General features: G+C 47.5%; 23 protein-coding genes. 4 read left to right on the plus strand and 19 right to left on the minus strand.

All coding sequences use genetic code 11. The annotated features are described in order from the left end of the window. Positions 1-154: 154 nt before the first annotated feature. The 17 genes from K6T99_12450 to K6T99_12530 all read right to left on the minus strand — a co-directional run bounded on the left by K6T99_12450 (position 155) and on the right by K6T99_12530 (position 20563). Positions 155-973: a methyltetrahydrofolate cobalamin methyltransferase gene (locus K6T99_12450; protein MCL6520629.1), complete on the minus strand. Its 819-nt coding sequence runs from the start codon at positions 971-973 to the stop codon at positions 155-157. A gap of 60 nt (positions 974-1033) precedes the next feature. Continuing rightward, positions 1034-1570, minus strand: a complete 537-nt coding sequence (locus K6T99_12455) for an NUDIX hydrolase (GenBank protein MCL6520630.1) — start codon at positions 1568-1570, stop codon at positions 1034-1036. Further along, positions 1567-2652, minus strand: a complete 1086-nt coding sequence (locus tag K6T99_12460) for a DUF3866 family protein (GenBank protein ID MCL6520631.1) — start codon at positions 2650-2652, stop codon at positions 1567-1569. Before K6T99_12460 ends, K6T99_12455 begins: the two co-directional genes overlap by 4 nt. A gap of 56 nt (positions 2653-2708) precedes the next feature. Beyond that, positions 2709-3833, minus strand: a complete 1125-nt coding sequence (locus K6T99_12465; GenBank protein MCL6520632.1) for a M20/M25/M40 family metallo-hydrolase — start codon at positions 3831-3833, stop codon at positions 2709-2711. 119 nt (positions 3834-3952) lie between these two features. Beyond that, positions 3953-4990, minus strand: coding sequence for an SIS domain-containing protein (locus tag K6T99_12470; GenBank protein MCL6520633.1), 1038 nt, complete (start codon positions 4988-4990; stop codon positions 3953-3955). A gap of 11 nt (positions 4991-5001) precedes the next feature. Next, on the minus strand, positions 5002-6189 hold the full coding sequence (locus K6T99_12475; GenBank protein ID MCL6520634.1) for a GNAT family N-acetyltransferase: 1188 nt from the start codon (positions 6187-6189) through the stop codon (positions 5002-5004). Next, the gene (locus tag K6T99_12480) at positions 6189-7385 is read right to left on the minus strand and encodes a mannitol-1-phosphate 5-dehydrogenase (protein MCL6520635.1); all 1197 of its coding nucleotides are present in this window, start codon (positions 7383-7385) and stop codon (positions 6189-6191) included. Before K6T99_12480 ends, K6T99_12475 begins: the two co-directional genes overlap by 1 nt. Continuing rightward, positions 7386-8336 carry a transketolase family protein gene (locus K6T99_12485; protein ID MCL6520636.1) on the minus strand — a complete coding sequence of 317 codons (951 nt, stop codon included), beginning with the start codon at positions 8334-8336 and terminating at the stop codon, positions 7386-7388. 59 nt (positions 8337-8395) lie between these two features. Then, positions 8396-8782, minus strand: a complete 387-nt coding sequence (gene cdd, locus K6T99_12490) for a cytidine deaminase (GenBank protein ID MCL6520637.1) — start codon at positions 8780-8782, stop codon at positions 8396-8398. A gap of 7 nt (positions 8783-8789) precedes the next feature. Continuing rightward, on the minus strand, positions 8790-9632 hold the full coding sequence (locus tag K6T99_12495; protein MCL6520638.1) for a transketolase: 843 nt from the start codon (positions 9630-9632) through the stop codon (positions 8790-8792). A gap of 37 nt (positions 9633-9669) precedes the next feature. Continuing rightward, a complete protein-coding gene (locus K6T99_12500) occupies positions 9670-12024 on the minus strand; it encodes an endonuclease MutS2 (GenBank protein MCL6520639.1) in 2355 nt (784 codons plus the stop codon). Positions 12025-12101: 77 nt separating this feature from the next. After that, positions 12102-12839, minus strand: coding sequence for a hypothetical protein (locus K6T99_12505; protein MCL6520640.1), 738 nt, complete (start codon positions 12837-12839; stop codon positions 12102-12104). Positions 12840-12964: 125 nt separating this feature from the next. Next, positions 12965-14338 (minus strand): MFS transporter, encoded by a 1374-nt coding sequence (locus K6T99_12510; GenBank protein MCL6520641.1) that lies wholly within the window; start codon positions 14336-14338, stop codon positions 12965-12967. A gap of 26 nt (positions 14339-14364) precedes the next feature. Next, on the minus strand, positions 14365-15645 hold the full coding sequence (locus K6T99_12515) for an aminotransferase class III-fold pyridoxal phosphate-dependent enzyme (protein ID MCL6520642.1): 1281 nt from the start codon (positions 15643-15645) through the stop codon (positions 14365-14367). Positions 15646-15790: 145 nt separating this feature from the next. After that, positions 15791-16558: a phosphoribosylformylglycinamidine synthase I gene (gene purQ, locus K6T99_12520; GenBank protein MCL6520643.1), complete on the minus strand. Its 768-nt coding sequence runs from the start codon at positions 16556-16558 to the stop codon at positions 15791-15793. Beyond that, on the minus strand, positions 16558-19365 hold the full coding sequence (locus tag K6T99_12525) for a hypothetical protein (protein ID MCL6520644.1): 2808 nt from the start codon (positions 19363-19365) through the stop codon (positions 16558-16560). The genes purQ and K6T99_12525 overlap by 1 nt, the downstream gene beginning before the upstream one ends. 88 nt (positions 19366-19453) lie before the next feature. Beyond that, positions 19454-20563 carry an anaerobic sulfatase maturase gene (locus tag K6T99_12530; GenBank protein MCL6520645.1) on the minus strand — a complete coding sequence of 370 codons (1110 nt, stop codon included), beginning with the start codon at positions 20561-20563 and terminating at the stop codon, positions 19454-19456. 254 nt (positions 20564-20817) lie between these two features. Between K6T99_12530 and K6T99_12535 the strand changes: the two genes are divergently transcribed. The 4 genes from K6T99_12535 (at position 20818) to rlmN (ending at position 24850) form a co-directional block, all read left to right on the plus strand. Further along, positions 20818-21687: an MBL fold metallo-hydrolase gene (locus K6T99_12535; protein ID MCL6520646.1), complete on the plus strand. Its 870-nt coding sequence runs from the start codon at positions 20818-20820 to the stop codon at positions 21685-21687. Continuing rightward, on the plus strand, positions 21684-21914 hold the full coding sequence (locus tag K6T99_12540) for a DUF3006 domain-containing protein (protein MCL6520647.1): 231 nt from the start codon (positions 21684-21686) through the stop codon (positions 21912-21914). Before K6T99_12535 ends, K6T99_12540 begins: the two co-directional genes overlap by 4 nt. Positions 21915-21973: 59 nt before the next feature. Further along, positions 21974-23722, plus strand: coding sequence for a type II secretion system ATPase GspE (gene gspE / locus K6T99_12545; GenBank protein ID MCL6520648.1), 1749 nt, complete (start codon positions 21974-21976; stop codon positions 23720-23722). Positions 23723-23845: 123 nt separating this feature from the next. Beyond that, the gene (rlmN, locus tag K6T99_12550; GenBank protein MCL6520649.1) at positions 23846-24850 is read left to right on the plus strand and encodes a 23S rRNA (adenine(2503)-C(2))-methyltransferase RlmN; all 1005 of its coding nucleotides are present in this window, start codon (positions 23846-23848) and stop codon (positions 24848-24850) included. Here the strand turns inward: rlmN and K6T99_12555 are convergent. After that, entirely contained in the window at positions 24833-25594 is a 762-nt protein-coding gene (locus K6T99_12555; GenBank protein MCL6520650.1) for a 7-carboxy-7-deazaguanine synthase QueE, read from the minus strand. The genes rlmN and K6T99_12555 overlap by 18 nt on opposite strands. A 148-nt stretch (positions 25595-25742) precedes the next feature. After that, positions 25743-25908: 6-carboxytetrahydropterin synthase (locus K6T99_12560; protein MCL6520651.1), on the minus strand; the 166-nt coding region annotated here is incomplete at its 5' end.

Consider the following 25908-nt stretch of genomic DNA (forward strand, 5'->3'; position numbering starts at 1 on the left):
CTTCTATCCTGGATTAACAGCTACTTTCTCGGCAACTTGTTAGCAGGAAGCAATCCGTAGATTTCATATAAGTAATTCGCTGATTGCACAAGTGAATGATGCGAGCGTTTGCCCAACGCTTCAAATTAAAGGACAAGTGTCACATGGCTACCTATTATTTTGCTTCTTCAAGTCTGCCCTCACGATGCGCAGAAAGGTATCCGGCGCAGAACTCGTCCTTCCCTAAGATTGCTTCCGATGCATAGATTAATGCCATAAGTTGGCGATCAAGTGGGTCGATAATTGCAGCGTCAATTCCTGCTTCAAGACACATCACAGTAAAAGCTTGATTTAGGAATTTTCGCGCAGGCAAACCGTGAGAAACGTTGCTAATGCCGGCTATCGTCTGAACATCCGGGCGCTCCGCCTTGACTGTACGTATGGTGTCGAGAACCGCCTTCCCGTATTGCGGACCCGTAGCTACCGGGTATACAAGTGGGTCTATATAGATATCCTCAGGCTTTATCCCAGCGTTTGTAAGTTTTTCAATCAATACACGTGCAATACGGATGCGGCCCTCATAGTCATGAGGTATGCCAGCATCATCCATGCAAAGCGCAACAATTTTTGCGCCGAATTCCTTTATCAGCGGGATAGTGCTTTCTAGGCGGGCGGTCTCCGCAGTAACAGAATTAATGAATGCTTGACCCTTGTGAACCTTAAGAGCACGCTGAACAGCTTCAAGGTTTGGGCTGTCAATTGAGAGCGGCACATCGAGTGCATTTTGAATTGTAGTAACAAGCCACCCCAGAGCTTCAGGTTCACCTTCGGTAAGCGTGCCTGCATTTACATCAATGTATGTTGCACCTGCTTCTTTTTGCTTGCGTGCGAGGTCAACTATATATTCAGAATCTCTTTCTTTTACTGCTTTTTCAATAACCGGCTCTCCTTTAATCTTGCGACTAGTGTTAATTCTTTCTCCGATGATAAGCATTTGTTAATCCTCCGACAGTTTTGTTATTTTGTGAAAAGCTAGAATTTCGAGAATCGAATGCTATCCCAGCTTCAATTTAAATGCCAACAAAAGTCCACAGATACTTTTGGCATCTAAAATAACACCCCTGCAAATCATTTCGACCGCATCTTTAAGCTTGATGGTAACGACTTCTAAAAATTCGTCGAAATCCCTTTTCTCCGAAACTTTCTGCAAATCCTCTGCAAGAAAAGTGTGAAGCATTTCAGTTGAATAGCCAGGCGACAGGTATGAGTGAAACATCTCCGTCAGCTTCCCAGGATAGTATCCAATCTCCTCAGCTAATTCTCGGCGGGCGCAATCTGCGGGGTCTTCACCGTCCTCAAGCGTACCTGCAGGAATTTCAAGGAGCTCCGACCCGACAGGTTGCCGAAACTGCCTGACCATCACAACCCTTTCGTGGTCGAGCATTGGAACAACCGCTACGGCACCCTTATGTTCTACTACCTCTCGCGTCGTTCGCCGCCCATTCGGCAGTTCAACCGTATCAACGCGCAGGCTTACAATCCGACCCTCGAAGATCCGCTTAGATTCTATGGTTTTCTCTTTTATATTCATGATTCACCAAGAATTTCAGCCGCCACAACGCCCGCGGCTGATGCTGCAAGGAAAAATTCCATATCTTCATCAACTGACCTACCCATCGTTCTAACGTCGATTCCAAGTTTCTTAAGTTCCTCAATACCTACCTCGGCGTTAACTATGCGAAGTTCGTGTCCGACCTTCGAAAGCGCTGGTTCAATTGCCTTGCGGACGATTGCAAGGCGTTCAAGCGACATTTCTGGCAGTGGCACAAGCGCTTGGGTGAGAGCAATTTCGCCGAGAACGGTCGCCGTGTGGTGGCTAAGTCCGCGGTGGCGTTCCCTGGTGTCGGCAAAACTAATCCGAGGCACAGCGATTGCTATCCCGCCAAGTATATTACACGCATTGATTGCCTCTCCCTGCCCAATTCCTGAAAAACCGTATTTGCAACTTGTGCCCGCATTGCCAGGGCCTTGGCTGACGATTGCAACATCAGCCTCAGCTACTTGCTTAGCTACTATCAATGCAGTGAAGATATTGATTGCCTCGAAGTCGCCTCCAAACGCTTGCCCACAGGTAATTGTAACATCGAGCAAATCCTTGCCCTTCAATTCCGCCACCAGTCTACTCAGCGCAATTGGTAGAGCGGCGCCATCTGTCATTACATAGGCAAGACGCATGTTATGAGCCGTCAGCGCTTTAAAAGCAGCGGCAGCCGGCGCAATTTGACTGTGAAGTTCACAGCAGATAACTGGCATTCTTCCCAAAGTTTTGAATGCAAGCACGCGATCACGGGTATTAGGGTCATCCTCCTCGGCAGCAACTACGGAAAGTTGATGAGGCATATATCGAAGCTTCATGACCCTGCCGGGTGAGATTACCTCTTCTTGCTCAGGACGAGTCATGTTGCAAATAATGAAGTGAAATCCGCCTGTGCCAAGATTTAAATCTACAGCTGTGGTATTAATCAGAACCTCATCGCCCGGTAAGACACGGCCAACTAGGTCGGGGTAGCATATAGCTTTTTCGTGCTTGCCGCCAACTTCGACGAGAAGCTCAACTGCTCCCTTGCGCTCAGAAATTACTTCAAGGACCCTGGCTTTTCTTCTATTTAGCATGGGTTAGTACTTTTAATCTCCATTAGCCTTAAGAAAGCGCCATTATTATTTGGCAATCAAGCACCAGCCGCTACTTCAATAAGTGCAACCGTCATCTCAGCGGACTTCACAAAATCTGAAATATCGATGTATTCTTCAACGCTATGGGCTTTGTCATAGCCGACCCCTATGACAGTTGCTGGCAGCCCGTGAGCGTTAAATATATTCGCATCGCTTCCGCCACCGGTTTCATGCATCTCAGGCTCGATTCCGACCCTACGCGCCGCTGTAACCGCAAGCCTTACCACTTCATCGTCGTGCGAAAGCCTGTAAGAATGATAAGAGCGATCTATTTCGATTTCAATTCCTGCACCCATTTCCGCGGCTGCTTCGTGAAATACCTCAATCATATGCTGAACTTGCGCATCCAACTTCTGCTCGTTTCGGCTGCGAGCCTCAGCTTTAACCTCACAATACTCTGGCACGATATTTCGAGCGGTTCCGCCGCTAATAACACCAACGTTAGCCGTAGTCTCGAAGTCGATGCGTCCTATCCGCATATTGGCAATAGCCTTGCTTGCAGCTACTATAGCGTTTACTCCATCTTCAGGCCGAGCCCCGGCATGCGAAGCACAACCGTAAACCTTAGCAAGAATATTATCGTGCGAAGGTGCAGCTATCGTTACGCATCCAACAGGCTTCCCCATGTCATAGACGAAAACACACTTTGAGGATATGACACTATAGTCTAAGTATTTCGCGCCTAAAAGGCCAATCTCCTCGCCGATGGTGAACGCTATTTGGAGGTCTCCATGAGGGATTTTTCTCTCATTTACGACATTCAAGCCCTCAAGAATTGCGGCAATTCCAGCTTTATCGTCAGCTCCAAGAATGGTTTTGCCATTCGAGCGGATGGTATCACCATCCATAATATATCCCCAGTTTTCAGTTGGGGAAACGGTATCCATGTGCGCGGTGAACATAATTGGCACGGCGCCTTCAACCGAACCTTTCTTTGTTGCAATTACGTTGCCGGTATTGCCTCCTACTTTCTCACCTGCTCTATCAAGCATAACCTCAAAGCCGAGACTCTTCAGCTCTTCGGTTAATACATCTGCCAGAGCTTTTTCATGCTTCGCTGGGCTGCTGATTGCTGCAAGGCCCAGAAATTTATTCACCAGCCGCTCTCTATTTATTACCATTTGACTCCTCCGATTTCACCTCTTTCTCCGTCAAACCACAACGAAGGAAACCTATCTGACGCTGTGTTAAACTTTTATGTTTTAAATTTTGGCATTCGCTTTATGTATCACGCATTGATTTACATAGTCTGCGTTACTTTGCTTAAGCCGCGCGGGTTGTCGGGGTTATAGCCCTTGGCTAACGAAAGATACTGTGCAAATAGCTGGCCTGCAACTATATAGACAAGCGGACTAAAAACCTCATTCACGCTTATTGGCAACTTGATTGGTGTTTTTGCCTTTTCGAGAATCCCATCTTCTGTGGAAACAACAATCATTTCAGCTTTCTTCTCAGCCAGTTTCTCCGATAGCTCAAACATCGAATCGTAGCCTCTGCCTTGTGGCGCATAAAGGAAGACCGGGAATCCTTCTTCGATAACAGCAATTGGGCCGTGCATAATCTCGGCCGCAGACAGAGGATTAGCCACGACGTAGCATGTCTCCTCAAGCTTCAGGGCAGCTTCCTGACATGTTGCTTGGTTTAATCCACGCGCTGTTATCATGCACTCAGACATATATCTATATCGCTCAACACACTTGGCGATGTCTCCTTCGATGGAAAATACAGACGCCATGGCAACCGCCGCAGACCGAAGCCCATCGAGCATTTCATGTTTTTCACCTAAAGCACTTGATATCAAATAGATTAATGCCAGAGTTGACATGTAGGTCTTAGTTGCTGCTATGCTTTTTTCCTCACCAGCATGACAGAGGAGGCAATAATCTGAAACATTAGCAAGGCTCGACCCCTCGGCGTTGGTTATGCCGGCGGTGAGTGCACCCATTTCTCGCGCCTGCCTCAATACTTCAACAACATCGGTTGACTCACCAGACTGTGAGATGCCAAGAATAAGATACCGAGATAGGTCGAGCTTTGAGCGATAAAGTGTAAAAACCGATGGAGCAATTAAGGCAACCAAAACGCCATTAACTATTTCGAATACATATTTTGCAAGCGTAGCCGCATTGTCCGATGTGCCACGTGAAGCAATGCCAATAGCATTGATGCCTCGTTCTTTCATTGCGCGGCAAAGGCCAAAGGCGTTATTAAGCTCCGAGCCAATAACCCTTTCGATAATTGCCGGCTGCTCGTGGATTTCGTCAAGCATATAAGACATAGCATTGACTCCTAGAAATGGTCTGGCCCCCAAAACACTGGTTTTTGCTTCGGAAAGAGGGCTGAAATAATCTTATGCGCCTCCAAAGTTGTTTTAACCTGCAATTCATCCGCCGATTTAAATCCAAAAATCAGACTAAACAAGTCCTCTTGAGAAACTTGCACATGCACAGGGTCATGTGCTCCGAGATTTACTTGATTGTCGCTTACCGTAAGCTCAAGGCTACCAAATTCAGTATCCAAGCTAATGGCCCCCGAAAGAAGCATATTGTTTCGAGCACGCAGATTCAACTCATGCATTAGTCTCCCACCTAGCGTACGAATATCAATTAGCCGATACATTCCACTGTAATATTCTCGCAGCTGTAGTTCGTCCGAAACTTTCCGAAGGGCCTTTAGAACATGGGGTTCTTGCGGAACATTACACCATAAACCTTGAGCACCCATGTTTCTTGCTCTAGCCGCCGCATACGTGATTAGAAGGTCGAAGCATGCCTCCTGCCCTGGAAGACAACCTATCTCGCTGATTCTGAAAGTATCCTTGTCTGATGGAGAAAATACATAACCGATGATTGTCCCCCCTCTTTCGGCTACTATCGTATTATCCGGCGGCCCAAATCTAGGCTGAACATATCCTTTCCAATAATCTGTTGGTCGCCGCACGGTTAGCGGTCGAGCGGTATTGTAAGCTTGGTAAACCGCTTGAATGCCAGGGAAATCATCATCGGTACGTTGGCGTATGACATAGCCGCGCATCTCCAATGGCTTGATATTCTGCCTTAGCTTGCCCATAAGGTAACGCATCGGCACGGATTTCCAGCCAAGTCGCTCATAGAAGGGCTGAATGCCTGTAAATAACAGTGAGAAATCAAAGCCGCAGCGTCTCATTACGCGTATAGAGTCTTTGAGAAGTCGCGAGCTATACCCTCTTCCTCTATATTCAGGCAGTGTCGCCACATTAGCAATTCCACCCATAACAATATCTGCGACTCCAACGCCGACTAATCGCTCACATATCTGAACCGCGCTCACTAGTTTCCCATCGACGACGCACACCCTCGTGTATTCTAACTTGAACCGGGGATCTCCATAGAAGTAGGGAAGAAAATAATTCCGCCCAACGCGCTCAAAAACTGTTGCCCATAGATTCAAGCACTCGTCAAATTCATCAGGGCGAATTGCTCTGAACTCCTCAGGCATTATTTAACCTCTGCTTTGGGCGGCCATTCTCCTGATTTGATGATTTCGAGCCGCTCGCGAATCATTCCAGCAAGTTCAGAACTTGGTTCAATGGCGCAAACGGAACGAAAGACTTGATTCAATCCTTCTTCCTGAATCATCTGCTGGAGCTTTAGTGCTGCTTCGTCATCAGGATGGTCATATAACAATGCTGCCGCTGTGGCTAGACAAATATTATTGGGGCTAATCTTATACTCAATGCAGAGTTTGGCACTGCCAATCAATCGGTCGTCTGGGCCAAGCTTTCTAATCGGGTCGCGGGCTACTCGTGCCACTTGATCGCCAAGTGCGACATTTGAAAACCGACGAAGGAGATCATCAATGTGCTCCTTATGCTCCTCAGGCGTAAAACCGTGTCTCTTGATTAATGCCTCACCTGTCTCCGCAAGCGCGCCCTCAACGACTTTCCGAACGATAGGGTCGTTCATAGACTGATAGATATACTCAAATCCTCTCAAATAGCCCAAGTAAGCAGCTGCGGCGTGTCCGAGGTTATGGGTAAAAAGCTTTCTTTCGACGTAGGCCTCGAAGTTGTCATAGGGCTGCAAACCAACTATTGCCGGTATTTCGCCGACAAAACCTTTGCGGTCAACGGGCAGCTTTTTATACTCCTCGACAACAACAAGCAAAGGGTCGCGCTGCCGCTGCTCTTCCGTCATTACCGGAACCATTCTGCTAACCACCGATTCCACAAACCCCACGTGTTCTCGTACGTAGTCGGCATATGCAGAAGGCAACTCCTCGAGGATATATCCTCTTAGGACGTCGGAGGCATGCAGGAGGTTTTCGCAGATAATAATATTCAGCGAATCGCCAACTTTGGCATCGGCTCGAAGCTTGATACCTTTGGCAATTGAAGGAGCGACATGGCGCAAGACGTTAACGCCAACCGCTGTACATACAATTGATGCATCGAAAATTTCACAGGCAACAGCCTCTCGATTGTTTCCATGAACTGCGCGAACATTGCGAATTATTACAGTCTCTGGATGGTCGCTAGCTATTTCGATGGGGTACCAGCCGCGTTCGTTAATAAGATGAACGATTTCATCTACGACGTCTACAAATACTACCTCATAGCCTGACTCGGTAAATAATTGGCCTGTGAAACCCCTGCCGATGTTCCCTGCGCCGAACTGGACAGCCTTCTTCGCCATCTACCTACGCTCCCGCTTGTGCTTGATGGCTAGCTTGGCAGAGGAAGCAATGTCCGATGACGTCATGCAATACTTCGCCAAGAGTTCATGCGGTTTACCAGACTCCCCGAAGGTATCTGGGAGACCAACACGCTCAAGGGGAACTGGGAAGGCATCAATCAATACCTCAGCGATTGCACTACCAAGTCCCCCAATGACGCTGTGTTCTTCAGCAGCCACAGCACATTCGGTCTTGCGAACTGAGCCGAGAATGGTCTCGGTATCAAGGGGTTTTATCGTGCTTACGTTCACAACTTCGGCAGAGATGCCCTCCAGCACCAAACTTTCCGCCGCCTCCAAAGCCTCTGCTAGCATGATACCACATGCAAATATTGAAACATCATCGCCCGGGCGAACTATCACCGCCTCGCCGATTTGAAAGTCATAACTATCGTCAAACACCACCGGCACGGCAGATCGTCCAAGTCTCATATATACTGGCCCTTCAAAATCTGCGATTGCCATTACAGCCTTCTTTGTCTCAACAGCGTCCGCTGGAACAATAACCGTAATGTTTGGTAATGCTCGCATGATGGCAATGTCCTCATTAGCTTGGTGGGACGCCCCATCCTCTCCGACAGTGATTCCGCCATGGGTGGCGACAATTTTAACATTAAGTTCGGGGTAGCACACCGACATTCTGACTTGGTCCCAAACACGCCCACTTGCAAAAACAGCAAATGTACTTGCAAATGGAATCTTTCCACACGTTGCAAGGCCAGCCGCGGTTGAGATCATATTTGCTTCGGCAACACCCATATTGAAATGTCGATTGGGAAAAGCTTTGGAAAAAAGATTTGTTTTTGTAGATTTTGACAAATCAGCGTCAAGAACAACAACATTGGGGTTCTTCTTGCCCAATTCTACGAGCGCCTCTCCATATGCATCTCTTGTGGCGATTTTTTCAGGCATTTGTTTCTCCCTACTCTTTCATTACTCTAAAATCAATAGTTGACCTTAAGACACTGCAATTATAGTTTGAAAGAATGCGGCAAGAGATTCGCAAGAGTATAAGCCTCAACTCCTTCATCTGACACTAGGTAAACGTCCACATCCCCTTCAGTAGGCACAAATTCGGCGATTACCTGGCGGCATGCCCCGCATGGAAAAGCCCGGCTGCCAGCTGAATTTGCAACCGCAACTGCTTTAATTGTCCTTTCACCTTCAGAAATTGCCTTCAGGACGGCAACTCTTTCCGCGCAAATAGTGAGCCCAAACGATGCGTTCTCTACGTTCGCGCCGGCATAAACCCTGCCACTTTCACCTAGGACTGCGGCTCCGACTTGAAACTTGCTATAGGGTGCATATGCCATGTTTATGGCAGCTCTGGCTGCCTCTACCAACTTTTCACGAAACATATTTGAATTATTCAGCGTCTCCAGCCTCCAATTCAGCAAGGGCTTGGCAAACTTGTTCTTCGTTTGGGGCTTTGCCGTGCCAATCACACACGTTCTCCATAAAGCTTACGCCTTTGCCTTTAATTGTGCGCGCAATAATCATTGTAGGCTTGCCATCTACTCGAGCATCAGGGGAGAGTGCATCCAAAATCTGCGTGAAATCGTGGCCATCTATCTCAACTACATTCCAACCGAACGCTCGCCATTTATCAGCTAGCGGATTTACATCCATTACCTCGCAATTAAAGCCGTCTATCTGCAAGCCATTAAAATCAGTAATGGCAGTGAGGTTGTCCAGCTTGTAATGGGCGGCTGCCATTGCTGCCTCCCATATTTGGCCCTCCTGGGACTCGCCATCGCCAATCATACAGAAAACGCGGTAGTCTTTCCCGTCAAGTTTTCCAGCTAGCGCCATGCCGTTTGCTCCTGAGAGCCCCTGGCCAAGCGAACCAGAGGTAAACTCTACTCCCGGCAGCTTACCCAAAGCAGGATGCCCTTGGAGTCGGCTGTTGATATTCCGAAAAGTGATAATTTCTTCTTTGAGAAAGTAGCCGCTTTCGGCAAGCGCCGCATAGAGCACTGGGCATGCATGACCCTTACTGAGAACAAAGCGGTCGCGGTCCGGCCAATGTGGATTCTTCGGATCATGACGCATGACATGGAAATAAAGCGCCGTTACTATGTCAGCAGCTGAAAGTGAGCCACCCGGATGTCCTGACTGTGCTGCGCCAATCATTACTATGATGTCTTTGCGAATCTCTCGAGCCTGATTTTTTAACTTACGAATTAAATCTTCAGGATAATTTCCCATTCAAATTGACTCCTTCTCACAGCTTTCTCTTAGAGTGCTATTTTTCACGAAGTTTGACTATGGTTGCGCCCGTGCCGCCTTCGTCTTGTTCGCCAAGACGAAATGATTCCACCGCATGATGATTCGCCAAAAATTCCCAAACTGCCTTCCTTAATGCGCCAGTTCCTTTGCCATGAATTATTCGAACCGACGCCAAGCCAGCTAGATAGGCGTCGTCAAGATACTTGTCAAGATTTATAAGTGCTTGCTCAACCCTCTGGGCAATAAGCTTAAGCTCAGGCGAAATTTGGCCCACCTTCTCTGCTGAGATTTGAACAGCGCCTGTTGCTTTCTCGATTTTCTTTGATATGCTCTTGGCTGGTCTAAGCACACTGAACGGGACGCTCACTTTCATGCTACCCACCATGACCAATGCTTCTCCCTCTCCCGGGTCATTTAACAACTCGCCATCAACATTAAATGTAGTTACCCTGACTTGGTCCCCAGCTTTTAGAACGAATGGCCCCTCTGGCTCCTCCTTTTCTTCTGGAAGCAGTTCTTCCAATTCATCTCGGATTTCCTTTACCCGTTGCTTAAACTTCTTCCTATTTTCATCAATTTTCTTTGGCTGACTACCGATGCGCTTTAGGTCCTGAATTATCTGCTCTAACTCTTCAATCTTCTTGCGCACATGCCGGTCAATTTCCTCAGCGAGCTGTTGGCGTATTTCCCGACGAAGGATTTCAAGTTCCTCTAGGCGCTTTTCGTAGCGCCTTTTCAGCTCCTCAACGTCTCTTGAAATCCGCTCTGCGACTTGCTCACGCTCTGCCGCAGCACGGTGGGTTTGCTCAATCTTGCGAATGATTTCCTCAGATGATTCCCTGCCGCCAATCATCTCGCGTGCCTCCTGGATAATTTGAGGTGGAAGGCCAAGGCGAGATGCAATTGCTAGAGCATTGCTGCTCCCAGGAACACCAATCATCAGCCGATAGGTAGGCTGAAGAGTTTGGATATCGAACTCAACACTTGCATTTTCTATCCCTTTGCGAACAAAAGCAAATTCTTTAAGCTCGCCGTAGTGAGTGGTAGCTACAACCCTTACACCCTTCTCCATTAGATTATCAAGTATTGCCTTTGCAAGTGCGGCCCCCTCCGCCGGGTCGGTTCCTGCGCCAATCTCATCAAGTAGCACAAGTGAATTCTGGCTGAGATTGCGAATAATGTTCACAATGTTCCCCATGTGCGACGAGAATGTGCTAAGGGACTGCTGAATGCTCTGCTCGTCCCCTATATCTGCAAAGACCTTATCGAAGACTGCCAATTCGCTACCAGGATTTGCAGGAATGTGAAGGCCGCTTTGCGCCATCAGAGTGAGTAGTCCTACAGTTTTAAGGGCAACCGTCTTTCCACCAGTGTTTGGACCTGTGATGAGGAGAGCGGTAAAATCCTCGCCAAGACGAACATCAATTGGCACGACCTCGCCTTTTAATAGAGGGTGGCGCGCCTTTGTTATGTCAAGGCGACCTTCGTTGTTAAGCAGCGGCTCGGTTGCATTCATATCGCAACTCAGCTTTGCCTTTGCAGATATAAAATCGAGCCTCCCCAGCGCACCAAGTGTTACTGTAATTTCTGATGCACTAGACTTTACCATGCTAGATAGCCGTCGGAGAATTCTCTCAATCTCATGCTGCTCTTTTAACGCCAACTCCTTTAGCTCATTCCCCATCTCCACGACCGATGCAGGCTCCATGAAAACAGTTGCCCCGCTTGCACTGCTATCGTGAACGATACCGGGAAAATGAGGACGGTGCTCAGCTTTGATAGGAATGCAGTACCTATCGCCGCGTTGTATAATCACCGGGTCTTGTATCATTGTACGGAATTCGGCTGAGTGGATAATCGAATGAAGCCTATCTGTTAGGCGAGCATGAACGGCTTTCAATCTGCTTCGAATTCTGGCAAGGTCTGGACTAGCAGTATCACGTATTTCGCCGCTTTCGCTAATGCATTCGCCGACAGCCTCCTCAATTCGAGGGAAGACGCCGATATTTGCCGCGACCTCGGCTAGTTTTGGAAACATCTCTTGGCGTTTCTGAATGAAGCCCTTCAGTCTGCGGCCAGCCGCAAGTGTTTCGGCAACTTCAAGCAGGTCAGATGGACCGAGAACTCCGTCCATTGCCGCCTTATTTACATGAGGACGTATATCGTGGATACCGCCGAGAGGGAGCGGGCCTTCTTCTTGAAGGATTCTCTTTGCCTCTGTTGTTTCCCTTTGGCCCTCTGTGATGGCAAGGAAGTCGTTAGTGGGCTCGAGCTGACGCGCGACATCATCCCCGAGTGCGCACGCAGTTCGCTCTCGGAGCATACAAATTATATCGCTGAATTCGAGAACCTTGAGGGTGTGGGCATCCATTGCCGCTCAATTCTAACAAAAACACCGCATGACGACAAGCTTTGACGGGTGCCTAAAGAGAGCCAAGAAGCCCGCAATCAATTTGCCCACATGATCGTCTTACCATTGCTTTGGATTGCGGCTGTGTTGTCCGCTCCTCGTTCGAATGAAACTATTACTGAATACATTCCCCAACCTTCTAAGTCCACTATGCAAAAATCGGGCTCCTCAACGACTCCAAGGTCGAAAATATCGCGCCATCTAAAAGCCTCGACATACTTCGAGCCGTTCCACTTGTGAACTAGAATAATCATCCGCCCAGGTTCTCCTTGTTTCTCCCGCTCTCCTATTACCGTAAACAGTTCGGGTAAAAGATCTCCATCCATATCCACAGGCACCATGAGGTGAATATAGCCAGCCTTTCCCAATGTCAGCGATTGCCCAATCGCTTTCTGGCCGTCAATGAGTTTCATTCTAACTTCGGAGGAAGGCGGATTCGGTGGATTGGCAATTTGATTCTGGACCCTTCTTAATCTTTGGATTTTGAAGTCAGCTAATTCAGCGTAAGTAACATCCGGTGCAGAGCTTTCGTTGAAAGCATTTTGCTCACCATGCATCTTTTTCAGGAAACCCCACGTGTCAATGGCGAGTTGGAACTTCCCCATGCGTTCTCGGAGACGAGCAAGTTGCTCAATGGCGTATGCTTGGTCTTTGCTCTCTTTTTCAACTTCAGCTTTCCAATACTCTTCCTCTTTCTCAAAATCCACAGCCAGGCAAGGCATTAAAACCCATAAGATGAATACTGTAATAATCAAGATAAAACCCTTAAGCCTCACGACAATCCCTCCGATAAAGGTTTGATTGTTTATGCGTCTATATCTTACACCAATTTTGCATATATTTTACTTGAGCATTCGTTCCCGCTTCTACATAACGCAGAGAACGTAGATTATATTCGGGTTTACTCGATGGATACTAAAGTGCTTGGGGAGCGAAGGTGGGAAGGAAGATTTCGGACCATTTCGCGCGCACCAGCCGAGTTCGGCTCGTGAATACGCCTAGCAACCAAAGTCGCACCAAGAAGAAACAGCGCCGAAGTATAGAATGTGCATCTAAGGTCTGCATTAATCCCTAGCGACTTCAACCAGCCAGGGAGATGACCACCAATTGTTGGCATCGGAGAGACCAACAGCAGAATGACGATGGAATAAATAGCAAATTGCATTGCCCTACCCGAACTTGGAGTAACTTTGTAAAGGAGTGCACTCAGAGCTACCGAAACCCCCGCCGCCGTAAACCCAGCTAAGATGTTGATTGCTGGAATTACAAAGTACACTGCTTTGGCGGTAGTTAACCATATCCACACGAGTGGCGCGGGTGTGATAGCAGCAGTGCACGTGATAAGCACTGGCCGTGAGCCATACATATCCACAACTTTCCCCCAAAAGGATGATGAAAGAAGAACGGTAACTGTGGATACGCCAGTTAAAACACCGATACCCAAAAAAGACATTCTAAGGTCACGCAGCATGTACGTAGCGTAGAACGGCGCCGCTAAGGACTGCATTGACCACACAAGACCATAAAGCATAACCATCGTCAAACTGCGATTCGAAAACGTATCGCGGATTAAGTGGAAATATTTTGCTTCCAAACTTTTGCTTTTGACTCTAACATCAGGCTGAGGTACAAAAAGCAACACATTTAGCAGTCCAAAAACCATTCCAAAAAGGAAAAGCCAGTTGAAAGCAGCTATTCCGCGGCTTTTGATGTGGTCCAACACCGTTCCCTCAATTAGAGCCAGAACTGTTCCAACAATCCCCGCATACATCATAACTCGCCCAAAGAATATGCCCATTGTTCGTGCAGGAATTATGTCACCCACCCAGCTCGCCCTAGCATTTCCTGATATATATGCAAACGCTGTGTTGAGAGTAATAATAGCAATTAGCGCGGCAATCTTTGCGTCAGAAGAAGCATTTTTAAAAATATAGGGAATTAGAATTATCAGCGCCCATCCAGCAACATTGAGTATTGAAGCGCTGATTGTCAATAAACGGCGGCTAAACCCACGCTCGACCAGTAGCGCCGAAAACAATTGTACGACAACACACAGCATTGGGACTGTGCTCATCAAACCAATCTGGACATTATCGGCGCCCAACTTAAGAGCATATCCGATTATAAACATTCCGCCTGTAGAGGCGCTGTAGACTGCGCCGAGCATCGACTGAACATACGACAAGCGGACTGTCCGCTTTACCAAATGCTCTGGCAGCTTACTATGCGAATCACCTGTCTCATTGCCCTGAGGAGAATCATCCTGCCTTGCCACTCAAACCACCCGCCAAAGACTGCTTTTTATATAATTCCCTTTAGCAATTCTGTTGCTTCTGCTATTGATTCGTCAAATATTTCCGCTACAACATCAAGTTGATCTTCATCAATAATCAACGGCGGTTCAAAACGAATTACTTTCGGATTGTTAAGTGTATATGCTGCAATTACCCCTCGCCTCGCCAAGCCGCCGATTACCAGCTCACCAATATCCTCATGAGTAAATTCCGCCCCAATCATCAAGCCGAGGCCCCTAACATCTGCAAGCGCATCAGGATGCTTTGCCTGCACTTCTCTAAGCTTGCCAATGAAACGTTCGCCAAGTCGTACCGCACGCCCTGGAAGGTCGTCAGCCCTTGTAACATGAATTGCCGCAATAGCCGCTCTGCATGCCAGAGGGTTTCCACCAAATGTTGAAGTATGCATAAGAGGATTCTCACGAAACATCGCATCCCAGATTTCGGGAGTGCCTATAAAAGCCCCGATTGGCATCACGCCGCCGCCAAGCGCTTTTGCCAAAGTCATGATGTCTGGTTCAACACCCCAGTGCTCCACCGCAAACATCTTCCCAGTTCGTCCCAAACCCGTTTGCACTTCATCAACAATAAGTAGGGCACCGTTCTGCGTACACAGCTCACGTAAACCAGGCAAATAATCTTCTGGCGGTATGTGGATTCCTCCCTCGCCCTGGATTGGCTCGACTATTACAGCGGCTGTCTTTTCTGAAATGACTTCTGCCACTGCGTTGACATCGCCAAATGGAACATGGACGAACCCTGGGACTAGTGGCTGGAAAGGTTCGCGGTAAATCTCGCGTCCTGTAGCGCTAAGAGAACCCAAACTCTTCCCGTGAAAGCCACCAAGGGTGCATATGAACTCCGAACGTTTCGTATAAATTCGTGCAGCCTTGATTGCACCCTCAATTGCTTCTGTTCCACTATTGCAGATGAAGCTATACTGCAGCTTGCCAGGTGTAATTTCTGCTAGCAGCTCACACAAATCCGCGAGTGGTTTGTTGAAGAATATCTTAGAGGATAGCGGCATTGAGTTTAGTTGTTCTTCAACCGCCGCCACAACTGTAGGATGGCGATGACCAAGGCTGAAAACGCCGTATCCACCTAAGCAGTCAATATAACGGTTGCCTGAGTAATCGGTAACATAAATGCCTTTTGCACTCGCCTCAACATCTCCGAACCCAGCAAACCGCATTAGATTTGCCAATGTCGGATTTACATAAGCAACATATTTCTCGATTGTTTCCTCAATAATCTGCTCGCCCTCAGACAATCCCGGTGTTTGCTCCATTTTGTTCATCCTCCCAGAGCTTTGCAATTAATCATGAACGTGTCCATAAGAATTCCGTACCCATGTACATTCACACTAACCCAGGGGATTTTCCTTCAATTCTTGCCAACTTTCTTAAACTGAAGGAAACTTGCGCGAAGCTTGTTCAACGCTTCAGATGTTGCGCGAGGTTCTTGAATATTTCAATACCATCGGAAGAGCCGTGCCAAGGAAGCGTGGCACGTTCAGGATGGGGCATAAGGCCGAAGATTAAGCCAGTCGAGTCACGTATTCCAGCAATCCCTTTTGGAGACCCGCTTGGGCAATAGGGATACTCTTCGGTCGGCTGGTTGTTTTTTGAATAACAAACCACGGGATGGATAATGTCATCGTTTTCCCAATAAAGGCGGCCCTCGCCATGAGCAACAGGCATTCGGAGAATGCGTCCATGCAAACCTTTGGTCCAAATGCTTTTATCGTCTGTTACTATTAGCTCTACCCACCGACTTTCGAAGCGTGCAGACTTGTTTTGAAGCAGCGCCGCCTGACGCTCGCCAACAGTGCCCGCCGGAAGAAGACCTGTTTCGACAAGTATTTGGAAACCATTGCAAATTCCCAGTATCGGCTTACCTGTTTCCACAAGTTCACGAAGCTGGTCTGCAACACAAGCGACCAGGTGCAAGCCAAAGATGCGCCCTGAACCAAGGTGATCGCCCCATGAAAAACCGCCGGGAATCACTATTGCCTGATAGCTAGTTAAGCGCTCCTCGCCTGTCAGGATATCCTGAAAGTTGACGATTTTGGCATTAAGGCCAGCTTTCTCGATTGCAAATGCAGTTTCTTCGTGGCAATTAATGCCAGGGCCATATAGGACTGTCACTACAGCGGAGGTGTTTGGCGTGTGAATTCCAAAATTAAGAGCGTTTCTTTCCATTACCCAACTACCTCCGTGAAAGGTTTCTCCCAGATTTTTACCAGGTCACATACTGAAACTTTGAGAAGCGTTTCCTGGGCGTCATTAATGACAAGTTCAGGTGTATCAATAACCTCGCCAACTTCGAACCACGGCAAACCTCCGAAAAGATCCATAGGCTCGACGTCCGGTGGCACCTCCAGCAGAATCGCCCCAACAGCCTCGCTAAAAAGTGCTCCATCTTTTCGTCCTGCAGGAAAGTTGCAAAGGTCTACACGAGCGCCGAGTCCCGAACCCATTGCACCCTCGAAAAGGCGGAAGAGCACTCCACCTTCAGCAATTGCCGAGGCTGATTTTACTGGGTTGTCGTTCCAATATAACTTGTGCAGGCGGCGGTATGTAATGACGAGGTCCTTCGCCCATTCGTTCCCCCAATCGGAAAGCTTATCTCCTCGTTCACCAAAAGCATCAAGATAAACCGACCCACCCAGCCGCTCCGGGTCTAGCTTGCCAAGAACGACAAGTTTATTCCCGGGCGTCTTGAAATTCTTTGTGACAATGTTCCTGACGTCGGGTATTCGGCATAGTGTTGAGACTACGAGAGTATAAGGCACATCAATTAGTTCGCCGGTCTCCGCCTTGAAAGTGCCAGAACTCGAATCTTTGCCAGATATAAAAGGCGTCCCAAATATCTCTGAAAGCTCAGCGACAGTCTCTACCATAGCTTTCAGTTCCCATGCAACTTCGGGTCGAATCTTCGGCGTGTAAAAATTATCGCACAATACGATATCATCTAACCCTGCACCTACCGCCACTGCCTTTGCAATGGCTTCTATTACTGAAAGCCTTGCCGCCCCCGCGGGATCAACATCGGGATAGAATGGGTTAAACGCCACAGTAGTAACTACTCCGTATGGCTTTCCTCGAATTGGAGCAGCAACCCAAGCATCGTTCCTCATTCTACCGTTCAAACCGCCATACGGACCCAGCACAGTGCGTCCTTGAACGGTGGAGTCAAACTGCATGCCGGCAGCAGATTGGTCACAACAATGGTAATGAGAAATTACTTTTTCCACCGCTTCTCTCCACTCCTTTGGGGTGGATGGTTGCGGCCGCTGGACGGGTTTTAGATTTCTTTTGGGTTTGACTATCTCGATTTCATCAATCGGACATTCCCGCCACAAGAAAGACATATCAATGTCGGCAACCAGTGTCTCACCATGATATGCAGTCAGCCTGTGAGTATCTGTAAATTCACCAATTACGGCATATTCCACGTCGTATCTTTGGAGAATTTTCAGAGCTTCGTCCAGCTTCTCGGCGGGGATAGCGGCTAGCATTCGCTCCTGGGACTCAGAGAGCAGGATTTCCCACGGCGCAAGGCTTTCGTCTTTGAGTGGAACCTTTGAAAGGTCAATGCGAACGCCAGTCTTCGAGCCCATCTCCCCAACAGCGCAGGATATGCCGCCCGCCCCAAGATCCGTTATCGAGCGAATACATCCTGCGTCACGGAGAATCGGTACAGCAGTCATGAATTTCCGTTCGGTGATTGGGTGGCCTATTTGAACTGCGGCTGCATCTTTATGTATCGTTTCGCCAGTCATTTCTGCTGAGCTTGCTGTTGCCCCATGAATGCCATCGCGACCCGTTCGCCCACCGAACAGAACTACTTTGTCGCCAGGAATGGGATCAAGTTTAAGAGCATATTTTTCAGGAATTATGCCAACTGTATGGCCCAATGCAAAGCACTTTGGATAGCCAGGATGTATACGATATATAGGATGCATCATTGGAATGCCCATAGGATTGCAATAATATGCTGTTCCACGGATTGACTCCATAACAATTATCCTGGGGTGTAGCGCTCCAGCAGGAACTTCAGAGTCTGAAATCCTTGGGTTCATTGTGCCCATTATAGTGGAGCCGCCAATGGGATATCCGCCTCGCCCAAAACCAATGGCATCACGAATTACACCGCCATGTTTGGTCGCAATTCCACCAAAAGTGGCAATAGAAGACGGAAAGTTGTGGGTTTCGCCTTTAATAAGAATAACCTGACCATCGTAAAATTTCATTCCGCCCGCATTATCTTTGAAGACAGAAACTACGAGCGGATGGTTGATTCTCACCGTTGCCGCCTGAAGCTTCTCTAATAGCCTCAGACTCCGCCATGTTGTATGGTAGCAGTGGTCGGACCACGACTGCACTGTAATTTCTATCTCGGCATCCGTCAGCGGTCTGCCAATTTTTTGCTCGTAGCCTTGGAGAGCCTTCAACTGCGACAAAGGGGCGTACCAGGAATGTTTTTCGCTAAGCTCGAGCAATTTTTCATCGGTAAGCCCAGTTAAACGAATATGCTTTACCGGCTCTGGCTCTCCATGGGGCCTTAACGAATCCCATGGTTGTTCGATGATTGTTTGTACGATTGGGTTATATAGGTTTTCTTTTACAATGCGCAGGGCCTCTTCGGTTGTTGCACCTATAAATTGGTACCTTTGGCTAAGGCGCGCCCATACGAGACCTTCGACCCCTAGCGCGCGTGCGCCATCAAAGATGCTGGGAGTTTCAGGGTCTGTCACAGCTCGCTGGTAGCCAATCTCAATTATTGGCCCTTCTAATGGTGAAAGCTTCGAATCATAAGAGCATGTTTGATAAAGAGGATTCACAAAAAGGGGTTTGAGTTTCTCTAAATCACAATTGCCCTCAAGGCGAATGACTCTCTCAATGCGAAGTCCTTTCAATTTGTAGCCTAGTTCTTTTAAATGTCCTAGTAAATTATCAGCCTCGGGGTCTTGTTTGAATTGAATATAAACGCTGGAAATTGCCATGCCATGCCTCCCAAATACATTCTACTGAATATATGGCGGCCTTCGCAAGCAACTTAGAAAGTTGCTCATGGAGCAAGATAACTTGCATTCAGCTGACTCTTTGAATTTCCTCAAGGACTGAGGTGGCGTACTCAAAAAACATTTTGTACGAGTTACAGAAGTAGCTCGGGTCGGAGGGGGCGCCGCCGAGGATAATGCGATGTTTGATGCATCCGCCATAACAAAATCTAAGCCAGTGGCACTCACGACAGGCGTCGGAAAGCATAGTTTTCTGCTCGCCAAATTTTGCTAGCTTGGTTGAAAACCTCAATTCCGAAAGGGGTGTTTCATTTAAGTTCCCCAATTTCCATTTTGGGAGGACAAAGAAGTCGCAAGGGAACACATCGCCTGTATGTTCAACAAGCATATATCCCCCACACCTCGGCTGGGTAATGCACGTATTCGACGGTTGGCCTTGGAGCATCAGCATAAGGTCATCGAAATCGCGCACTGAGATGTCCATCGGGCTGTCCAGCCATCGGTCAAATATCCTGCAAAGAAATTCCCCGTATTGCTCTGGAGTGATAGAGTAGAAAGCCGGCGTTCCTCCTGGCCCTGGTTCAAGACATGGCACGAATTGGAAATATTTTACACCTGTTTCAAGCAAAGCGTCATAGACTCGATCGGGCTCACGAACATTACGATCATTTAGCAAGACAAGAATATTCACCTCTGCGCCTGCTTCGAGCAACATTCGAATGCTTTGAATCACACGCGCATAGCTACCCGCCTTCCTACTGTCTCGACGGTAGTAGTCGTGGAATATTGCAGGTCCATCTAGGCTAACTCCAACAAGGAAGTTATAAGCTGCCAGAAACTCTGCCCATTTGTTGTCCAAAAGCGTTGCGTTCGTCTGCAAAGCATTAGTTACAATTTGGCCCTCACGAAGATTCGCTGCCTGAAGTTCGACCACGCGCTTGAAGAAGTCGAGTCCCATCAGCGTTGGTTCTCCGCCTTGCCAAGAAAACTGGGCTAGGTCGCGTCCAGCTTCCATGCCTTGTTCGATTAACCGCTCAAGGGTTGATGCTTTCATCCGGTGCTCCTTTACACCAGGGAACATATCCGATTTTTGGCGATAAAAGCAGTATGTGCAACGAAGATTGCAATCTGGGCCGGCAGGCTTAATTAGAAGCGAGATAACAGACGGATTTACTGGCATTGGCAACTCCTTTTCTTGCAGGGGAATATGTATTTATATCTTACGTCCCGCTGAGTAAAAGGTCAAACACCACGGCATTGTTACTTTAAATTGTTACTTTAAAAAGAAAATTGGTAGCCTAATTGAAGCAAAGAGCCACATGACCAAACATTCGAAGTTTATAGAAAGCAGGAATAAAAAGAAAAGCCGCTGAAGTGAATTTTAATTGGGATATTTGCCATGTCCAAATAGTTCTTTTTCCCCGAAGGTGAGTTATGAGGAAACTTCTGCCTATAATTTTACTGATAGCCTTGGCGATCCTGGGCATAAACCTTGGCAAGCGAATTCCGCAAGCGCCAGAACGATTTAGGCGAGAGGGACAGCTGACTGTCCATTTTATTGACGTGGGCCAGGGAGATTGCACCCTGATTCGAACGCCAGATGGACGAAATCTTTTAATAGATGGAGGAGACCAAAATTACGCCGATAAAGTAATTCGATACCTAAATCAACAAGGTATCAGTCGGATTGATTTGCTTATCATAAGCCATCCGCATGCAGACCATATCGGCGGACTGCCAGCAGTGCTCGACAATTTTGGCATATCATGTGTTGTTGACCCAGGTTGTGAACATGGAAGCCCAATCTACAAAATGGTACTTAGAAAAATTGAAGAACGCCGAATTGATTACAGGCTAGTTGGCAAAGACCAGATGCCAATTATAAGCAAGGACATCCATCTTGATTTGTTTTGCACTGAATTTGGCGGGGATACAGATTCCGAACTAAACAATAGCTCAGTTGTCGCTCTCATCCGATACAAGAATGTGGGCGTGCTTCTAACGGGCGACATTCAATACCAAGCAGAGGCACAGCTTCTAGCTGCTCATCGAAACCTAAAAGCCGACATACTTAAGGTTGCTCATCATGGTAGTGCAGACAGCACATCGAATGAGTTCCTAGAAGTGGTCAAGCCAGCTTATGCAGTTATATCTGTCGGCAGTGAAAACGAATATGGCCACCCCGCAAGAAGTACGCTCCGGCGACTGAATGCAGCAGGGGTAAAAGTCTTTCGCACGGACAGGGATGGCGATGTAATTTTTTCGACTGATGGAGAATGGATTGATGTGGTGACAAGCAGATGAGTAGCAGTGAGATTCAGGCTTTTGTGGATCGGATTGAGGAAGATAAGGCAGTTCTCTTAGTTGGAGAAAAAGCTGAAGTAGTCATCATACCTGCAAAATATCTACCCCAAGAGGCCGGCGAAGGAGCTGTTCTAACCATTGAAATCAAATTCGATGCCAAAAAGACAGCCGAGGCATCGGAAAACATCAAATCAATCATCCAAAGACTTACTAAAAAAAGCAAGTAATTAGCTACCCAGGTCATTGCCAAATCACAGGTAGTTCTATCCAAGGGCAGGTGCAAATAATGGAGGAATTGTACAAGAGACCACTTGGCGATATTCTCATACGAAAGAAGATAATAACGCCAGAGCAACTAGAAATAGCTCTGGCGGAACAGCAGCGAACACATAAAAAGTTGGGAGAGGTACTTATCTCGCTCGAACTTGCCACAGAAGAACAGATAACCGAGGCGAGAGCTCAGCAGTTAGACGTAGGATATGTTAATCTTCAAGAGTTCCAATTCGACCCACAAGTTCTATCCTTGGTTTCCGAATCAATATGCCGCACATACCAGCTTATACCTCTAAAAAGGTCTCATAACAAACTTACGCTGGCAATGGCTAACCCTTTGGATGTTGAAGCAATTGACCTCATTCAGTTTGAAACCAAGCTGAGGGCAGAACCCGTGCTCGCCACTGAATGGCGAATCCGAGAGGCAATAGATAGGAATTATGGTCAGTATGAAGCAGAAGAACTTAAAGATTTTGTTCAGCAAGCAACGACTGACCTCGAACTTACAAGCGTTGATGAAGATGAACATGAGGATATTGATGAAGTCAGGCGGCAAAGCCACCGGGCGCCGATAATTCGGATGGTCAATATGCTCCTTACGCAAGCCGTCCGAAAGAAAGCAAGCGATATCCACATTGAGCCTCGAAGAAACACTCTTGACATTCGCTATCGGATTGATGGTGAGCTTCACTTAGCAAGAAGCTTACCCAAGTCATTACATCCCGCTATTTCTTCGCGAATTAAAATTATGTCTGAGCTAGACATTGCAGAGCGGCGACTACCGCAAGATGGACGCATTACTCTCCGCCTAGATGGCAGAAACATTGATATCCGAGTGTCCACAAGCCCAACCTTATATGGCGAGCGAATCGTCCTTAGAATTTTAGATAGAAGCGAAGGCTTAATCCCCCTAGAAAAGCTTGGGTTTTCACCGCGTGACCTCGAGGTGTTCAAATCGCTTATTAGCCAGCCTCATGGCATCATTTTGGTAACCGGACCAACAGGTAGCGGCAAAACGACAACGCTATACGCAGCGTTGAATGAACTAAAATCGGAACATACAAATATAATGACCGTTGAGGATCCAATAGAGTACGAACTTGATGGAATCAACCAGACAAATGTACATCATCGAATCGGTCTCACATTTGCGAACCAACTCAGGGCGATACTAAGACAGGATCCAGACATAATACTTGTCGGCGAGATTCGAGATGCAGAAACCGCCGACGTGGCATTTCGGGCGGCGCTCACTGGTCACTTGGTCTTCTCGACACTGCATGCCAATGATGCGCCTAGCTCAATTACTCGGTTGATAGATATGGATGTCGAACCATTCCTAGTTAGCTCTGCGATAATAGGCGTTCTTGCTCAGCGTTTGGTAAGAGTGCTTTGCCCTGACTGTAAACAGCCATACGAAGCAGATGCACAAACAAAAGAACTGCTAGGTTTAAAACCGGACGAAAAAATAAAAATATATCGCGCAGTGGGATGCAGAAGTTGCGATGGCACCGGATACAAAGGAAGAACTAGTATACGAGAGACAATGATAATGACCGACGAAATCCGCAGGTTGACAATAAACAAAGCCTCCTCTAATGAAATTCGACGCGCAGCCCTTGCCTCAGGCATGGTTACAATGCGGCAGGATGGTGCAAACAAGGTGATTGCAGGGATTACCACAATTGACGAAGTTCAACGCAAGATTTTCGTCGAAACAGACCTACTCTTCTTTGGATCCGCTGAGGCAAAAGCCGCCTAAAACAAGAAAAAAACAGATTTTGGGTATTATGGGTGTGGGGTGAAGGAATATCCCACACTCGTTTTGTATTTGGAAACTGTGCGAAGTAGAGACAGGCTTAAAGAAAAACCACATTTGTTGGGAATGACCTCGTTGGAGCTCGAAGAGTTAGCGGAGTTATTGGGGGAGCCAAAATTCCGAGGCCGCCAGATTGCAAAATGGCTCTACAAGCACAATGCCACTAGCCTTGATGAAATGACTGACCTTCCATTGTCTTTGCGGGAACGACTGAAAGAAGCCACGGTTCTCTATCGCGCTCGTATTGTTAACCGAAGTGTATCTCGCGATGAAACTACTAAGCTCCTTTTGGAGCTGGAAGATGGTCAAACAATAGAAAGCGTCCTTATTCCCTACGAAGACCGAGTCTCAGTTTGTGTCTCCACCCAAGTAGGATGCGTCGTAAGATGCATCTTCTGTGCAACAGGAATATCAGGCTTCGCACGCAATCTAACAGCCGGCGAAATTGTGGATGAAGTGCTTACATGCCAAAAAGAAACAGCGCGTCGAGTCAGCCATGTAGTCTATATGGGAATGGGGGAACCGCTACTTAACTATGAAAATGTGCTAAAAAGCATTCAAATCTTAAACAAGGAAGTTGGAATCTCAATGAGGCATATCACTATCTCCACAATCGGTATAACTCCCCAGATAAGAAGACTGGCAGAAGAGAAACTACAACTAACGCTTGCAGTTTCGCTCCATGCGCCAGATGATATGCTACGCCGTCAGATAATCCCCTTTGCTGCTCGATATCCGCTGCAAGATTTAATCGAAGCATGCAAGGAATATGCTGAAACAACTGGCAGACGTATAACCTTTGAGTACCTGCTAATACGAAATATTAATGATAGTATCTCCCACGCGCGAAAACTTGCAAATCTCCTCAAAGGCATGCTGTGTAATGTTAACCTTATTCCCTACAACGCAGTTGAAGGTCTTGAGCTCGACCGCCCTTCTCAAGCTCGCGTCCGTGCCTTCCGTTCGGTCCTTGAAGAATCGGGTATTACAGTAACCCAACGAGTTGAGAGGGGGCATGCTATATCAGCTGCATGCGGACAACTTCGACGGAGGTCACAACTGCCCAATTAACTTATGCGTTTGAGGGATAACGCGGACGTCGCGCAGGTAGCGTTTACAAAGCGACTGCCATTCTAGCATTTGTTTGGGCGACGGCGGCATTATCCCGCCAGTTGCTGTTACTGGCTGAAGTACAACCGGAATCTCATGGCGAACATCTGCTACCATTCTCGCCGCCTCCTCGATTTCTTCAGTCTTAGTACTATCAGCGACAACAACCTTCACATGAATTGACTTTGCAGACGCACATTGCAAAAATTGAGCGTGCTCTTGCATAAGGTTTGGACCGCCCGTCGAGCTCGGAAGCTTTATGTCCATAGCAATTTCATCTAGGAACGGCAAAATCTCCGGGAGAGCATCGGGGAGTGAACCATTAGTCTCCAGCATGATTGGAAAACCAGCAGAGCGCAACTCTGAGGCAAGGCTGGAGCAAAATTCAGGCTGGGCAAGCGGCTCCCCACCAGTTAAAGCAACCGAGTGATGCAGACCACGAGGAACATCGAGTCGGTTGACGAACTGTAGAGCATGGTGGGTTCCTATGGGATTGCTTAGAATCATGAATTTTCTAGAGCCTGGTTCAACTTCTGCTCGGAATGTCCTCTGCATTTTGCGTGCATCTTGGGTGTCGCAATACCTACAATTAAGATTGCAGCCAGAAAATCTCACGAAAACCTGACGAGAGCCAACTAAGAGACCTTCCCCTTGGATACCAGAGAATACCTCAAAAAGCCAACCTTCTGACGCTAGTTTACACATTTGACATATAGCCTAGACGTGCTTCTCCATGCAGTAAATAAAATGCCGCTACTTCCGCTTAAACCGTCGCTTCATCCCGAAAAGGAAACTTGAATTCCAAATCTTGATTCGCTTACTTGCCAATGGAGTAGTAATTAGAAAACGAGGGCTAAGCTTCTTCCCAATAGCATGCGCTGGAAGTTGGCGATTCCCAAATGGTGACTTTGTAGACAATTTCGCCGAGCAGTAGTCGCATCTTTTCAAATACCACTTTTGCAATCAACTCGGCGGTAGGATTCTGCTTTTGAAACTCGGGCAGTTCGTTCAGATAGCGG

The organism is Armatimonadota bacterium (genome assembly GCA_023511795.1).
Classification (GTDB): Bacteria; Armatimonadota; UBA5829; order DTJY01; family DTJY01; genus JAIMAU01.